The 15,289-nt window shown below is 61.1% G+C and carries 14 protein-coding genes; 5 read left to right on the top strand and 9 right to left on the bottom strand.

What is annotated here, in order from left to right:
• Window positions 1–6: 6 nt before the first annotated feature.
• Genes L4923_RS00260 through L4923_RS00250 form a run of 3 tightly spaced genes read left to right on the top strand, consistent with a single transcriptional unit; the run spans window position 7 to window position 2,440 of the window.
• Window positions 7–702: a fumarylacetoacetate hydrolase family protein gene (locus tag L4923_RS00260; protein WP_239360637.1), complete on the top strand. Its 696-nt coding sequence runs from the start codon at window positions 7–9 to the stop codon at window positions 700–702.
• Complete coding sequence (gene maiA / locus L4923_RS00255; protein WP_239360634.1) at window positions 699–1,352, top strand: maleylacetoacetate isomerase; 654 nt, start codon at window positions 699–701, stop codon at window positions 1,350–1,352. Before L4923_RS00260 ends, maiA begins: the two co-directional genes overlap by 4 nt.
• Window positions 1,353–1,399: 47 nt before the next feature.
• Window positions 1,400–2,440, top strand: a complete 1,041-nt coding sequence (locus L4923_RS00250) for a zinc-dependent alcohol dehydrogenase family protein (protein ID WP_239360622.1) — start codon at window positions 1,400–1,402, stop codon at window positions 2,438–2,440.
• 121 nt (window positions 2,441–2,561) lie between these two features.
• Here L4923_RS00250 and phaZ read toward each other — a convergent pair whose 3' ends face one another.
• The 4 genes from phaZ to L4923_RS00230 are packed head-to-tail and all read right to left on the bottom strand — an operon-like array spanning window position 2,562 to window position 7,450.
• Window positions 2,562–3,386 carry a poly(3-hydroxyalkanoate) depolymerase gene (gene phaZ / locus L4923_RS00245; RefSeq protein WP_239360620.1) on the bottom strand — a complete coding sequence of 275 codons (825 nt, stop codon included), beginning with the start codon at window positions 3,384–3,386 and terminating at the stop codon, window positions 2,562–2,564.
• Between the two features lie 55 nt (window positions 3,387–3,441).
• Entirely contained in the window at window positions 3,442–5,196 is a 1,755-nt protein-coding gene (locus L4923_RS00240) for an alpha/beta fold hydrolase (RefSeq protein ID WP_239360604.1), read from the bottom strand.
• Window positions 5,197–5,199: 3 nt separating this feature from the next.
• The gene (locus L4923_RS00235) at window positions 5,200–5,685 is read right to left on the bottom strand and encodes a MaoC family dehydratase (RefSeq protein WP_239360585.1); all 486 of its coding nucleotides are present in this window, start codon (window positions 5,683–5,685) and stop codon (window positions 5,200–5,202) included.
• A 55-nt stretch (window positions 5,686–5,740) separates the two neighbouring features.
• Entirely contained in the window at window positions 5,741–7,450 is a 1,710-nt protein-coding gene (locus L4923_RS00230) for a long-chain-fatty-acid--CoA ligase (RefSeq protein WP_239360582.1), read from the bottom strand.
• Window positions 7,451–7,721: 271 nt separating this feature from the next.
• Here L4923_RS00230 and L4923_RS00225 point away from each other — a divergent pair, with 271 nt between their 5' ends.
• Together L4923_RS00225 and L4923_RS00220 are read left to right on the top strand one after the other, a co-directional pair.
• Window positions 7,722–9,161, top strand: a complete 1,440-nt coding sequence (locus tag L4923_RS00225) for a WS/DGAT/MGAT family O-acyltransferase (RefSeq protein WP_239360579.1) — start codon at window positions 7,722–7,724, stop codon at window positions 9,159–9,161.
• A 102-nt stretch (window positions 9,162–9,263) separates the two neighbouring features.
• Entirely contained in the window at window positions 9,264–10,037 is a 774-nt protein-coding gene (locus L4923_RS00220; RefSeq protein ID WP_239360576.1) for an esterase/lipase family protein, read from the top strand.
• Window positions 10,038–10,052: 15 nt separating this feature from the next.
• On the opposite strand, the gene L4923_RS00215 is transcribed toward L4923_RS00220, so the two are convergent.
• The 5 genes from L4923_RS00215 to L4923_RS00195 form a co-directional block, all read right to left on the bottom strand.
• Window positions 10,053–11,558: a helicase HerA domain-containing protein gene (locus L4923_RS00215; protein WP_239360573.1), complete on the bottom strand. Its 1,506-nt coding sequence runs from the start codon at window positions 11,556–11,558 to the stop codon at window positions 10,053–10,055.
• A 187-nt stretch (window positions 11,559–11,745) separates the two neighbouring features.
• Window positions 11,746–13,008 carry an alpha-hydroxy-acid oxidizing protein gene (locus tag L4923_RS00210; protein ID WP_239360570.1) on the bottom strand — a complete coding sequence of 421 codons (1,263 nt, stop codon included), beginning with the start codon at window positions 13,006–13,008 and terminating at the stop codon, window positions 11,746–11,748.
• Between the two features lie 49 nt (window positions 13,009–13,057).
• Window positions 13,058–13,429, bottom strand: coding sequence for a VOC family protein (locus L4923_RS00205; RefSeq protein WP_239360551.1), 372 nt, complete (start codon window positions 13,427–13,429; stop codon window positions 13,058–13,060).
• The gene (locus L4923_RS00200; protein ID WP_239360531.1) at window positions 13,430–13,858 is read right to left on the bottom strand and encodes a phasin family protein; all 429 of its coding nucleotides are present in this window, start codon (window positions 13,856–13,858) and stop codon (window positions 13,430–13,432) included.
• 69 nt (window positions 13,859–13,927) lie between these two features.
• Window positions 13,928–15,226, bottom strand: a complete 1,299-nt coding sequence (locus L4923_RS00195; protein WP_239360514.1) for a DUF445 domain-containing protein — start codon at window positions 15,224–15,226, stop codon at window positions 13,928–13,930.
• Window positions 15,227–15,289: the final 63 nt, after the last annotated feature.

Genomic DNA, 15,289 nt, shown 5'->3' with positions numbered 1-15,289 from the left:
AGAGGCATGAATGCATTTGCGCTGGCGACACCACCGACAGCTTCCGTCGCCATTGCCGGTTCTTCAGAGCGTTACCCGGTGCGGCGTATCTTCTGCGTCGGCCGCAATTATGCAGCTCATGCCCGCGAACTCGGCAATGATGAACGCGATCCGCCCTTCTTCTTCACCAAGCCTGCGGACGCGGTGGTCGATTCGGGGCAAAAGATCCCCTATCCAGCCCTGACGAAGAACCTGCACCATGAAATCGAACTGGTGGCAGCCATCGGCAAGGGCGGTTTTCGCATCCCTGTCGCGCAGGCCCTGGATCATATCTGGGGTTACGGCGTCGGCATCGATCTGACCCGCCGGGACCTGCAGGAGGAAGCGAAAAAAGCCGCAAGGCCATGGGATTGGGCCAAAGCCTTCGATCAATCTGCGCCTTGCGGTGCACTGGTGCCCGCGTCGCAATCCGGCCATCCTCGCCAAGGTCGTATCTGGCTCTCGGTGAACGACACCGTCAAACAGGAAGGCGATCTCGAAGAACTGATCTGGCCAATTGCGGACATCGTGGCGATCTGCAGCGAGGCGGTGGAACTCCAGCCTGGCGATCTCATTTTTACTGGAACTCCGGCGGGCGTGGGCCCGCTCGTTGAAGGTGACCGGGTCAGCGGCGGTGTCGACGGGATCGGCACGATCGAACTCATCATCGGGCAAGCGCGATGAGCGAAATCATCCTGCACAACTACTATCGGTCCTCGACCTCCTATCGGGTCCGTATCGCACTGGAGATGAAGGGCGTCGCCTATACCTATGTGCCGCACCACCTGCGCCATGGTGAGCATCTCGAGCCGGCCTATCTCTCGGTCAATCCCCAAGGGCTGGTACCGGCACTGATCTGGGGCGACGGTATGTTGCTGACGCAGTCTTTGGCCATAATCGAATTCCTGGACGAGATCAGATCGGAGCCACCCTTGCTGCCGAAGGACGCCGCCGGCCGCGCTCGGGTGCGCATGCTTTCGCAGATGATCGCTTGCGACATCCACCCGGTAAACAATCTGCGTGTCCTGACCAGCCTTCGCACCGTCTTCGGCGCCGGTGACGAAGACGTCGTCAACTGGTTCCGGCATTGGGTCAATGAAGGCTTTCAACCTCTTGAAAAGATGCTGTCCTCATCGTCACAGACAGGCACGTTCTGCCACGGCGAGACACCGGGCCTTGCCGACATCTGTCTCGTCGCGCAGGTTGCCAACAACAGCCGCTTCGGTGTCGACATGAGCCCCTATCCGGTTATTTCGCGTATCAACGCCGCCTGCATGGAGTTGCCAGCCTTCCAAAAGGCCGCGCCACAGAACCAGCCCGACGCGGAAGGTTAAGCAGCCAGGCCGCCAATCGCTGAAAGACTTTGAACGGAGAGTGCCCGATGAAGGCTGTGGTGTTCGAGAAATTCGGGGAAACACCGGTGATCCGCACTGTGCCGGATCCCATCCCCTCACCCGACGGCGTTGTGATCAAGGTCGCCGCGACCGGGCTCTGCCGCAGCGATTGGCATGGCTGGATGGGTCATGATCCGGATATCCGTTTGCCGCACGTACCCGGACATGAGTTGGCCGGCACCGTCGTGGCAGCTGGTCGCCAGGTGCACAACTGGAAGGCCGGCGCCCGTGTAACCGTGCCTTTCGTTGCGGCCTGCGGCCATTGTTTCGAATGTGCCTCCGGCAATCACCAGGTCTGCGAGCACCAGTTCCAGCCAGGGTTCTCGGCGTGGGGCTCGTATGCCGAATATGTCGCCATCGATCACGCCGACACCAATCTGGTCGCTATCCCCGAAGAAATGGATTTCGCCACCGCTGCCAGCCTCGGCTGCCGGTTCGTGACGTCCTTCCGCGCTGTCGTCGATCAGGGCCGTGTGACGCCTGGCGAATGGGTGGCCGTGCACGGATGTGGCGGTGTCGGCCTGTCGGCCATCATGATCGCCAATGCCATGGGCGCCAATGTCGTGGCGATCGACCTGACCAACGAAAAACTCGAGCTGGCACAGAAATTGGGAGCGGTCGCCACGATCAACGCGGCGGACACGCCCAATGTGGTGAAGGCGGTGAAGCAGATCACCAATGGCGGCGCGCATATGTCGATGGACGCACTCGGCCATCCGACCACATCCTACAACTCGATCTCGAACCTGCGCCGCCGTGGCCGGCATGTGCAGGTCGGGCTGATGCTCGGCGATCACGCCAAGGCAGCGGTCCCGATGGCCAAGATCATTGCCCACGAACTCGAAATCCGCGGCAGCCACGGCATGCAGGCTTTCCGCTATGGCGCGATGATGGAAATGATCAAGACCGGCAAGCTGCGGCCCGATCTGTTGATCGGCAAGACCTACAGCCTTGATGAAGCACCGGCCGCGCTGATGGCGATGGGAAATTTCGAAGGCACCGGCATCGGCGTTGTGACGCGGTTCTAGAGCATTTTGTAGCCAAGTGGAATCACTTGGCGTTACAAAAATGCGACAAAAACAAAAGCTTAGAGCGTTTCCGCGTTTCCGTGAAAAAACGGAAACGCTCTAGTCGCGCGGGCCAATAGGGTTATTCTCTGAGGAAGGCCTCGATCATTTCGGCCGACTGCTTCGGTTTGGTCACCAGGAAGAGGTGACCGTCATCAAGCAATTCCAGCCGTGACCGGGCGATCATGGTGTTGAGCATCCTGGCGTTGATCACCGGCACCAGCGGGTCGTCGGTGCCGGCCATGATCAGCGTCGGCTGGCGCAGCATCCATAACCAGGGCAGGCTCGTCCAGCCGCTCATCGCGAAGAGCTGCAGGAAATAGCCATATTGCGAGGCGCCCTTCATGGCGGACGCGTGACGGTTGATCAGCGTTGGATCCTTGCGGAAATCGCCGCCATAGATCTCGGCGGCGATCGAGCGCATATAGCCAGGGTCGGTGTACCGTTTCGGGCTGGCCATCTTCGAAAGCACGCTGGGAGCGCCGGGCACCATGGTGACCCCAGGCGCGGTGGCTGCCAGGATCAGCTTGCGACACACCGAAGGGTATTGGAAGGCGAACTGCTGGGCGAGCCCGCCGCCCCACGACACGCCGGAAATGTCCAGCCTGTCATGGCCAAGGATTTCGCCGAGGCGTTTTCCGAGCCGCGCCAGCGTCGAAGGGCGATAGGGAAATATTGGATTGGGCGAACCACCGACACCCGGCACGTCGAAGATGATGCCGGTGGTGTCCTCCAGCGCCGCCATGAAGGGCGCCGCCAACTCCAGATTAGCGCCGATGCCGTTGAACATCATCAACGGAGGGCGGTTGGAGTTGCCATGACGAATACCGACGCGCAACAATTGCCCGTCGACATCGAACATCTTGATATCCATCGCGCCGTCCGTCTTGGCTCTGCCTGCAGCCATCGCCATTCAATCCGTCCCCGTTTGATTCAATGCTTTTTGTCAGATCTCGGGCAAATCACGGCTCGAACACATAGGTGCCTGGTGCCGCCCCCATCGGCTTGTGCCTGGCACTGCCCGGCGTCTTCGGCGCAGCGATCTCGGCGCCCGAGCGCTCCTTGAGATAGGCCGCCCAGTCGAGCCACCAACTGCCTTCATGCTTTTCGGCCTTGGCGGTCCAGGCGTCGGCATCCTTCTCCTTTGTCCTGCCTTTCACATACCAGGCTTTCGGATTGCCGGGCGGGTTGAGGAGGCTCTGCAGATGACCGGAGTTGGAAAGGATGAAGGTCGTGTTGTCACCGTAGAGGCGCGCGGTCTGGTAGACTGCCTTCCATGGCGTGATGTGGTCGGTGGTGCCGCCGATGACATAGGTGTCGTGCTTCACCTTGCTCATGTCGATCGGTACGCCGTGGATCGACATCTTGCCCGGGTTCATGAACGGGTTTGTGAAGATGAGGTCCAGGAAATCGCTGTGCAGTCGAGCCGGCAAGCGGGTGGTGTCGGCGTTCCAATAGAGCACGTCGAAGGCCGGCGGCGCATTGCCGAGCAGATAGTTGTTGACCCAATAGTTCCAGATCAGGTCGTTCGGCCTCATCCAGGCAAACATCTTTGCCATCTCGTGGCCGTCGAGGATGCCTCGCGCCTTCGACATCTGCTTGGCGGCCATGATCGTTTCCGGCGTCACCAGCGCGGCGAAGTCGGAATCCGTGTCGGCCTGCGTATTGAGCACGCACACAGCCAGGATGACGGCGTTTATCTTGTCTTTTTTCTGCGCCGCCAGCCAGGCGACATAGGTCGACAGCGTAATGCCTCCCGAGCACGAGCCCATGATGTTGACTGTATCGGCGCCGGCGATCTCGCGCGCGGCGTCACAGGCTTCATCAAGTGCAGCAATATAGGTGTCGAGACCCCAGTCGCGCTGCTCGGGCGTCGGATTGCGCCACGAGACGCAATAAGGCTGGATGCCGTGGCTGAGCAGGAACCTGATCATGCTCTTGTCCGGCGAAAGATCGACCGAATAGTACTTGTTGATCTGCGGCGGCACCACCAGCAGCGGCCGCTGATAAACCTTCTCCGTCGTTGCCGTGTAGTGGACGAGTTCGAGCACCTCGTTCTTGAACACAACCGTGCCCGGGCTGTTGGCGAGATTCTCGCCAACCTTGAACTTGGAGGCGTCGACCGAAGACGGCAGGCCACCATTGCGTGTCATGTCGTCGAGGAAGTTCTTCAACCCGTTCACGGCGCTTTTGCCGCCGGTATCCACCAAAGCCTTGATGGCCGTCGGGTTCAAGGCAGGGTTGTTGGAGGGCGCCATGGTGTCGACGAAGATGGACGTGATCAGTCGCGCGCGCGCCGCGTCCTTCTCGGGCAGGTCGGTCTTGGCGACCAGCTCGGTCACCGACTTGCTCCAGGCGACATAGGACTGCATCACCGCCTTGTGCAGGCTGCTCGACTTCCAAGCAGGATCGGCAAAGCGGCGATCCTTGGGATCGGCAGCGAGTTCGGACTGGCCGGTGACGATCTTGCCGAACTCGCTGGCAAAGGCGAGCCATTGTTCGGCCAATGCCTGCGGGTGGCTGGCCAGTGCCTTCAGCACCGAGCCGGTGGCGGCGGCGATATCCTGCGTGCGCAAGCCAACGAGTGGATTGAGGGCCAGCGTGTTTTCGGCCGCCTCATCGGCGATCTGCTCGGCAAGCGGGCGTGTGTCCTTCGCCCTCTCCTCACTGCCACGCTTTTCGCCGTCCTTGCTATCCTTCGCCGGCGCCTTGGCCATGAATTACCCTCCCGCTTTTCTCCGCCGTTCGTAAAACATGGCCAATGTCTCGGCCATCAACGCCGGTTTTTCCTCGCCCTCGATCTCGATCGTGTTGGCGAATTTCATCAGGTACTGGCCGGGAGCCTTGTCCTCGACCGAGATCAGCGAAGCGCGCAGCCTGACCCGCGTACCGACCCTGACCGGTGCCAGAAAACGCACCTTGTCGAGCCCATAGTTGAAGACAGCCTGGGTGTTCTCAGGCACGACATTCATCTGCTGGCTGAGACCACCGATCAGCGACAGGCTGAGATAGCCATGCGCGATCGTCGTGCGGAACGGACTTTCCTTCTTCGCCCGCTCGGGATTCGTATGGATCCACTGCCGATCCTCGGTGCATTCGGCGAACTGATCGATACGGGCCTGATCGACCTCAACCCAATCGGAAACGCCAAGCTCCTGCCCGGTCATCGACCGGAGCTCTTCGTAGGTCGGAGGTGACTTGCTCATTCCATCATTCCTGATTGTTTCAGCTGCCCCGTCCGACCATGAACGCGCCGCCCTGTCAATTCGGCACTGATCGAGGTGCCGCCATCTCCTTGATCATCTGGTCGCGCAGTTCGCGCCGCAGGATCTTGCCCACATTGGTTCGTGGCAGATCGTCCCTGAATTCGATGTATTTCGGCTTCTTGTAGCCGGTGAGATGCTTGACGCAGAACTCGGCCAGCGCCTCCTTGCTGAGGGCCGGATCTTTCCGCACCACGAACATCATCACCGCCTCGCCGGAATTCTTGTCCGGCACACCGACGACAGCAGCTTCCAGCACACCCGGATGCTGAACCGCGACGGCCTCGACTTCGTTGGGGTAAACATTGAAGCCGGAGACCAGGATCATGTCCTTCTTGCGGTCGACGATCTTCACGTAACCGTTGTCGTCCATGATGCCGACATCACCGGATTTGAAGAAGCCATCCGGCGTCATGACTTTTTCTGTCTCGTCGGGCCGGTTCCAATAGCCGGACATCACCTGGGGCCCGCGAATGGCGATCTCGCCGGGCTGGCCACGCGGTACGTCCATGCCGTCGTCGTCGAGCAGCCTGATTTCGACGTTGGGCAACGGCAGGCCGATCGTTCCGGTATAGGCATCGTTGTCGGTCGGGTTGCATGCAATGCCGGACGATGTCTCGGACAGACCGTAACCTTCGACAATCGGGCAGCCGGTCACGGCAAGCCACTTTTTGGCAACCGCCTCCTGCACCGCCATGCCACCGCCATTGGCGATGCGGAACTGCGAAAAATCGAGTTTGGCGAATTCGGGATTGTTAGCGAGCGCGTTGAACAGCGTGTTGACGCCCGGCATGACGTGGAAGCGGTATTTCGCCATTTCCTTGATCGTTGCCGGGATATCACGCGGGTTGGGGATCAGCACATTGACCCCACCGGTGCGCATGGCGAGCAGCCCACAGGTGATGAAAGCATAGACGTGGTAGAGCGGCAGCGCCGTTATGAAGGTAAGCTGGCCGCTGATCGGCCGGCGCTTGAGGCCGGGCTGCGTCCAGGCTTCGGAAGCCAGCAGATTGGCTATGATGGTGCTGTGAAGCAGCGTCGCGCCCTTGGAAACACCGGTGGTGCCGCCGGTGTATTGCAGCACCGCCGGGTCGCCCGGGCCGATTTCCGGCTTGTCGAATGTCTTGCCCTTGCCTCTCATCAGTGCAGCATTGAAGCGCACCGCGCCCGGCAATGAGAAGGCCGGTATGGCTTTCTTCACCTTGCGCAGCACCAGATTGACGACCGCGCCTTTCGGGAAACCCAACAAGTCGCCGACACTGGCCAGCACGACGTGCTTGATCGGGGTGTTCGTGATGACCTCTTGAAGTGTGGCGGCGAAATTCTCCAGGATGATGATCGCCTGCGCACCGGAGTCGTTTAGCTGGTGTTCCAGCTCGCGCGGCGTATAGAGCGGGTTGACATTGACCACGATGAAACCGGCACGCATGACGGCGGCAACGGCGATCGGATACTGCAGCACGTTCGGCATCATGATGGCGACGCGGTCGCCGCGCTTCAGGCCAAGCCCCTGCAGATAGGCTGCGAGATCCCGTGAAAGGCGATCCACATCACCGAAGGTCAAGCCCCTGTCCATGAAGACATAGGCCTTTTCGTTCCTGTATTTCGCGAAGCTCTCTTCGAACAGCGCAACGACCGACGAATACTGGGTGATATCAACTTCGGCCGGCACGCCGGCAGGGTAATTCCTTACCCAGATACGCTCCATGCGCTCCTCCCCTGGACCGCGAATTCCTGCAATCTAGACGCGCGAGAAAGGCTTGGGAAGCGGCCCACAACGTCTTAGACGGCTCACGGCGATTACCCAGCGGAAACAATTCCAGCAGCGCCTCAATCGGAATCGAGGCCGCCGTCCTCACGGCAAGGCCCGCCTTTCCGCGCGGCACCTTGCCTTTGCCGGCAATCCAGCAAATGATCCACCGAAAGAAGGCCGCGTGGCCTGGCGGCTCTCAATCGGTAAGGTGGCCGGGAGGGAATGCATGAAGCAGCTCGGCGGCATCGATGCCACTTTTCTCTATATGGAGACGCCTGAAACGCCGATGCATGTCGCCGGCTTGACGCTCTATGAGCCGCCAGCCGATCTTTCAGGCTCCTTCTACGATCACTTCAAGGAATTCTTCCTCAGCCGCATGCATCTCGCGCCGATCTTCGAGAAGAAGCTTGCCCGCACGGTACTGGAACTCGACCATCCGGCCTGGGTCGACGCCGGCGAGATCGATATTTCCTATCATTTGCGCCGCGCTACGCTGCCGGCGCCCGGCAATTGGAAGCAGCTCGAAGGGCTGGTTGGCGATTTGCATTCAACACTGCTCGACCGCTCACGCCCGCTTTGGCAGTTCACCGTGATCGATGGGCTCGAAGACGGCAATGTCGCGATTTACTCCAAAGTTCATCATGCCGCCGTCGATGGCGGCGCGGGTATGGCGATTGCGGCAGCCCTCTACGACATGTCGCCCCAGCCACGGAAGGTGAAGCCGCCGGAACCGAAGCCAGCCACCCGCAAACCGACGATCGAGGAACGTGCCATCCTCGGCATCAACGATGTGGTGCAGAATGTGATGCGCCAGCAACTCAAGGCGATGGAGGCCGTTCCGCAGGTGCTCGGCACGCTTACGGACCTGCTCATCGCCAAAAGCGGCAGCAGCGAAGGCCTGCCCGGCATTCCGGATATCCTTGCACCCAAGACGCCGTTCAACGTCACCATCACTGCGCAGCGATCCTTTGCCGCCCGCGCCTTGTCGCTTGGCGATGCCAAGATGATCGCCAAGGCAACCGGCACCAAGATCAACGATGTGGTGATGGCGGTAAGTGCCGGCGCCTTGCGCGCCTATCTGGAGGATCATGAAGCGTTGCCGAGAAAGCCGCTGGTGGCTTTCGTGCCGATTTCGTTGCGGCAGCCGGGCGACATGGATGCTTCCAATCAGGTCTTCGGCATGTTCTGCCCGATCGCCACGGAGCTTGCAGACCCGTTGGAGCGACTGCTGGCAATTCGCAAAAACAGCAGCGATTCCAAAGCCCTGGCTGGAACGGTGAAAGACGTCTCTCCAAAAGATTACACGCTGCTTGGCGCGCCGATCCTGTTTCCCGGCCTCGCTCAGCTCTATGGCCGCACAGGCCTGGCCGACGTGATGCCGTCGACCACGAACCTGACCATTTCCAACGTTCCCGGCCCACCAATCTCGGTCTACTGTGCCGGAGCCAAGGTGTTGGCGATGTTCCCTGTTTCGATCCCCATCCACGGCATCGCACTGAACATCACCGTGCAGAGCTATCAGGACCGGCTCGATTTCGGCATCACCGCCGACCGCCGCGCCGTACCCGATATCGATCACCTCGGCGACCTGCTGATCACGGCCATGGCGGAGCTCAAGGCGGCAGCCGAAAAGCTGCCGCCTTCGCCGAAAGATGCAAAACGGTGAACCTGCTGCCGCTGCGGAAACCATGCACAATATTGCAGTTTTGTGAACAAAAGCGGCATAATCGGCGTTGAGTGCAGCCGGAATCAACCGACAGGAGCCTAGATGGCCCACGCTGATACGCTGAAACCGCCTTCGCGACTGCTGTTCGCGCTGGAACTCAGGGCATTGCCCGAACTCGGAAGTTTCGTCGCCTCGCTACCGCTTCTGACGGCACTGGCGCCGCGTGGCGACGGTCATCCTGTATTGGTCTTGCCGGGTCTTGTCACCAGTGATCGCTCGACCGCAGCGCTGCGCAGCTTCCTCAAATCCAAAGGCTACGCCACCTATGGCTGGGATCTTGGTCGCAACTACGGCCCCCTGCCCGGTGTCGAGCGCAAGATGATCGACCGCGTCAAGGCGCTGGCAGACAAGCATGGCCGCAAGGTGAGCCTTGTCGGCTGGAGCCTCGGTGGCATCTATGCGAGACAACTGGCCAAGATGCTGCCCGACGAAGTGCGGATGGTGATCACATTGGGCAGCCCATTCAACGGTGATCCGCGTGCGACCAACGCCTGGAAACTCTACGAGTTCACCTCCGGCCACAAGGTCGATGACCGCGAAGGCCACATGGGCGGCGCGATTTCGGAATCGCCAACGGTGCCGACGACCGCGATCTACAGCCGCACCGACGGCATCTGCGCCTGGCAGGCCTGCATCGAAAACGAACTGCCGCATACCGAGAGCATCGAGGTGGAGGCGAGCCATTGTGGCCTCGGGCATCACCCCGCAGCGGTCTATGCCATTGCCGACCGCCTTGCTCAGGCCGAAGGCGAATGGAAACCTTTCGACCGCAGCGGCTTCAAGGGCCTGTTCTTCCCAGACCCGAAACGGAACTAGCACCCGCCACTTTCGCTACTCGGCCGCCTGCTGTTCCGGCACATCGTCCAGCCGATTGGGATCGCCTGGCGCGGTTTCGCAGCCAAGGTCTGGAAACGCGACAACGCGCCGTCCATGGAAATCTGTCCGCAACACTGCCAGGCCGCGCTCTTCGAAAAAAGACAGCAGCCGGCGTGCCCGGCGTGCCGACTGTGTGCCATAGGCTCGCGCCAGCGCAGCGTCAGATGGACAAGGAGAGCCGGTAACAGCGGCCTGCGCGACGATCAGGAATACTGCCTGCAAATCCTCGGGAACGTCAGAAGATAACGCCAGTGCTTGTTGCCAGACATCGCTTGCCGCAGTCGTCTCGTCGATACCCGTCTTTGCGATGGCCAGCCGCCGCCGAAACACGGAGAGTCCGAGGGGGTCGCCTGGTACGCGGCGGATACGGCAACGCACCAGGAAATCCTGATAAAGCAATGAATCCGCACGGAAAGCGGCGTCCGGATCCTCTACGATCTCGGCCAGCACCGCCTTGATCAAGATCTCGCGTTCGACTTCGTCGAACAATGTCGGCGCCGGCTCCGAAGCTGCGGTCTGTTCAGGGACCGAACGTGACAATTGCTCCAGAATGTCGGCCGTCGGCGTCGGTGCGGGCGGGCGTGGGCGTCGCACCACAGGCTGCCGCAATTCCTCGGGGCTTGGCGTGAGGATCAGGCTTTCGACATCCTCGATCGCTTCCGGCAGCGGCGTCAGCTTCGGGCTGACCGAACGCGCCGAGGTTTCGACCGCGCCGATAGCAACCGGCAGTGGCCGCCGCGACATGGCCGGTCCCAAAGCCACGAAATTGCCGCGCGCCAGGTCGCGGAACATCTCGGCCTGGCGACGCTCCATACCTAGAAGATCGGCAGCACGCGCCATATCGATGTCGAGGAAGGTCCGCCCCATCAGGAAGTTGGAGGCTTCCGCCGCCACGTTCTTGGCCAGCTTGGCCAGCCGCTGCGTGGCGATGACGCCGGCTAGGCCACGCTTGCGGCCGCGGCACATCAGATTGGTCATGGCGCCGAGCGAGACCTTGCGCGCCTCGTCGGAGACCTCGCCGGCCACCGCGGGCGCGAAGAGCTGCGCCTCGTCCACCACCACGAGGACGGGATACCAGTAGTCGCGCTCGGCATCGAACATGCCGTTCAGGAAGGCGGCCGCTCCGCGCATCTGCTGTTCGACGTCGAGCCCCTCCAGATTGAGCACGACGGAGGCGCGGTGTTGGCGAATGCGGCCGGCAATACCGGTGAGTTCAGCTTCCGTGCGCTGAGCGTCGACCACGATGTGACCGAAACGATCGGCGAGCGTGACGAAATCACCCTCGGGATCGATCACCACCTGTTGCACCCAGGGTGCGCTTTGTTCAAGGAGCCTGCGCAGGAGATGCGACTTGCCGGAGCCGGAATTGCCCTGCACCAGAAGACGTGTCGCGAGCAATTCCTCGAGATCGAGCGTGGCGGCCGCGCCCGACGCCGTCCCCATCTCGATGGCTACCTTCATTCAAAACCCCGGCCGACTTCCAGAGCGGAACCGATATCGGCACCCGCTCCATCTCTTGTGCGCATGATTCTTATCCCAAAAGTCTGCAACTTTTCGGAGCCACGCTCCAGACATTTGGAGGCGACCTCTAGCATCTCGCCGGCCGTGATGCAGGGGGCGAATGGCAAAACCCACAGGAGAGAGGTGCCTACCCCGCCAGGATCGAAGCGTCGAGCTCGCTTGCCTTGGCCAACCCCGCCAATGCGAGCGTCAAGTCGAATTCGGCAACGATGTTGCGGATCACTTCGCGTACACCTGTCTCACCCGCGAGCGCCAATCCATAGACATAGGGTCTGCCGATCAAAACGGCGGTGGCGCCGAGTGCCAACGCTTTGGCGACATCACTCCCCGAACGAACACCGGAATCGAGCAGTACCGGCAGGCCACTGGCCGCGGAAACGATACCCGGCAAGGCGTCCAGCGTGGCGACCTCGCCGTCGACCTGGCGGCCGCCATGGTTGGAGACAATGATCCCATCGACACCATGCTGATACGCCAGTCGCGCATCGTCGGCATGGCGAATGCCTTTCAACAGGATCGGCAGCTTCGTCATAGTCCGCAGCCGCTTGAGATCGGCCCAGTTCAGGTCCGGTCGCGAATAGGTCGCGGTGAAATGGGCAACGGCGGCACGCATCTGCTGCATAGACAGATCAAACTGCTTGCCTTTGCGGCGCAAGCTGAGAGCGGTCGAAATCAGATCGAAGCCGCGTGGTTTCACGCCAGTCTCAGGAGGACTGCGCGGAATCTTGGATTTGAAGACGGGGTCGCTGAGATATTGGGCGAGCCCCAGCCCGCGCAGGAACGGTAGATAGGCAGCGTCGAGATCACGCGGGCGCCAGCCAAGCAGCGTTGTATCGAGCGTGACGGCAATCGCCTCACAGCTGCACTTCTCGGCTCGCGCGACCACGGAGCGGACAAAATCGTCGTCGCTCGACCAATAGAGCTGGAACCAGCGCGGCGCGTCGCCCATGGCGGCAGCACATTGTTCCATCGACACGGACGCCTGATTGGAGAAGACATAGGCGATATTTTCCGCGGCTGCGGCGCGGGCTACGGCAAGATCCGCCTCCGGATGCACCATTTCCAGCACGCCGACAGGGTCAAGGAGGACCGGAGCCGGGTGACGGCGGCCAAACAGCGTGACGGAAAGGTCACGCCTGGAAACGTCACGCAACACGCGCGGAACGATGCGATGGCGTTCGAAGGCGGCGCGATTGACCCGTATCGTCGTCTCGCTGCCGGCGCCACCGACAATGTAGGCGGCTGCCTCCGGCGTCATCTTGCGGATCGCGGCCTGTTCCAGCAGGTGCGGGGCGACGGGCACGGTTGGACGCTTGCCGCCTGCGCCGGTGACATAGATCTGCATCTGGCGCAGACGGCCAGGCGCATTGCCGGGCTGTGTTTCCGTCATTCCCCCTCCACCCAACTTTATGGCTGGCAGGGCCCTGCCCCGACCAGACTTAGCTTGCCGCCGCCTCGAACAACTCGATCACATTGCCTGATGGGTCCATGCACAAGATTTGCCGACCACCTGGCCCCTCGATCATGGTATTGCGAAACGACACGCCTTCGTCCTGCAGAGCTGTCACAAAGCTTGGCAGGTCCGTTACTTCGAGAACAAATCTGTTCCAGCCCCCGGGTTCGGGTATGGCACCATCGGGCATGGGCCGAGAGGCAGATGCCTGGTGTCCCGCCAGCCACAGCGTTAGGTCGCCGCGATCGAGGATCGCCATGTTGGGGCCGAACTGCTGCCGCAACGCGAAACCCAGATGCCTCGTGTAGAAAAGGACCGAAGCATCGACATCACCGGCAAAATAGCGGACAGTGGCCATCTATTTCTTCTCGTAGCTCTGCCGGATCTCGTCCATCGCTTCCTTGATGCGGGCGCGCAGGATGTCGACCGATTCCGCACCTGACTTCTTGACGATATCGGCCACGTCGCCAGCGTTCTTCACTGCTGCTTCGAACGACCTTCGTGCGAAATCGGCTTGTTTGGCAATCAACTCCTGCGGATTGCCGGGCGCGCGGTAATTCTGGCTGAATTCGGTGACCTCGCGCAAGGAGTCCTGCAGAACTTCGCGCTGCCGCGCCATGATCGAGGAGGCGCCGGCTGCCGTGGCTCTTGCCGATTTCTCCAGTGCCTCGAGATTCTTGCGGTGATGGCTGAGGATTGCGTCGACATCCACCTGCGGCATCCTCAGGTCGCGGCCGATTTTGCTGAACATGTCCATGAAGGATTCGGGTTCGGGCTGTTTGGCCATGGTCGTCTTCTCCTCCTCTTCTCCGGCGCGATTGCCGCAAGGGTGAGAATAGACCAGCGAATACAACCGTCAATTGACGAGGAAAAGCCGCTCCACCGCATAGAGCGCCAGGCCGGCCAAGCCGCCAATGATCATGCCGTTGAAACGGATGTATTGAAGATCACGGCCGATGTTCATCTCGATCAAGCGGGTGAGCTGTGCGAGATCCCAGCGCTTGACCTGATCGGCGATGAATTTGGAGACGCCGCTCTTCTGGCTTTCGACGAAAGAAGCCAAAGCGACGACAAAGCCCTGGTTCATGTCGCCCCTGATCTGCGGGTCGCCTGCCAGGTGACGCCCGACCTCGATGAACATGCCGGTCAGGTGTTGCCGGATCATCGAATTGTCGGCGACGGCATCTTGCTCGATGAAACGACGCAAGCTGTCCCACATATCATGTGCAAGTTCGCGGATTTCAGGCCGTGCAAGGAAGCCCCGCTTCAGCCGCTCGGCGCGACGGGCATATTCCTTCGACTGACGCAATCGCTCGATGAACTTCGCAACGAAACGGTCGAATTCCTCGCGCATCGGGTGGTCGGGATCGGCCCTCACCTCCTCCAGCAGCGATCCGGCGGAGGCAACGATCTTTTTCAAGAGATAGGCGTCAGCGCGAAACAGGTTGAATAGCGAAGGCAGTTCCTCGCGGATCTTCTCACGCATGGCTGCGAGTGCCTGCTCGTCGTTCAGGAAGCGACCGATGACACGGGTGAACTCGTCGAACAATTTCTGGTGGCGGCGGTCCTCGGTGAAGGCCTCCAGCAACTCCGCCGCCAGTGGTGCCACTTGAACCTTTTCCATCTGTTCCAGCATGCGCTGGGTGACAAAGCCGCGCAGGCCGGATTGTTCGATGGCGCCGAGCGTCTGGGGTACCAGCCGCACGACGAAACGCGACAGGCCTGCCGCCCGCTCTTCGTCGGCCAGCCAGTCGGCAACCAGCGACGCAAAGTCGACTTCGTTCAGCTTCTCGCGAACCGGGCCGGGTGCCAGGAAGTTGACCTCGATGAAACGACCGAGGTTGTCGGCAATGCGGGTCTGGTTCTCCGGGATGATCGCGGTGTGCGGGATCGGCAGACCGAGCGGCCGCTTGAACAGCGCTACCACCGCATACCAGTCGGCCAGGCCACCGATGGTCGCGGCCTCGGCGAAGGCGGCAATGAAGGCCAGCCAAGGATAGCTTCCCTCCAGGGACTTCGAGACGGCGAATACCACCACGCAGAACGCAAGCGCCGCAGCCGCCACGAACTTCGTGCGCCGCAGCGCGGCGAGCTTTACCTCGGCATCCTTGTCGGCACCCAACAACCCGCTGGCGGTGGCATCCTGCTGCGACATCTGCGATCCGCTCCTGCTGTCTCGATGAGCCGAGCTTAGCATCGGAAAACAGGATTGCGCATG

It is taken from the genome of Terribium retamae (genome assembly GCF_022347545.1).
Lineage (GTDB): Bacteria > Pseudomonadota > Alphaproteobacteria > Rhizobiales > Rhizobiaceae > Mesorhizobium > Mesorhizobium retamae.
The sequence above is the reverse complement of the archived record's forward strand: the minus strand, read 5'-3'. Positions and strand labels throughout refer to the sequence as shown.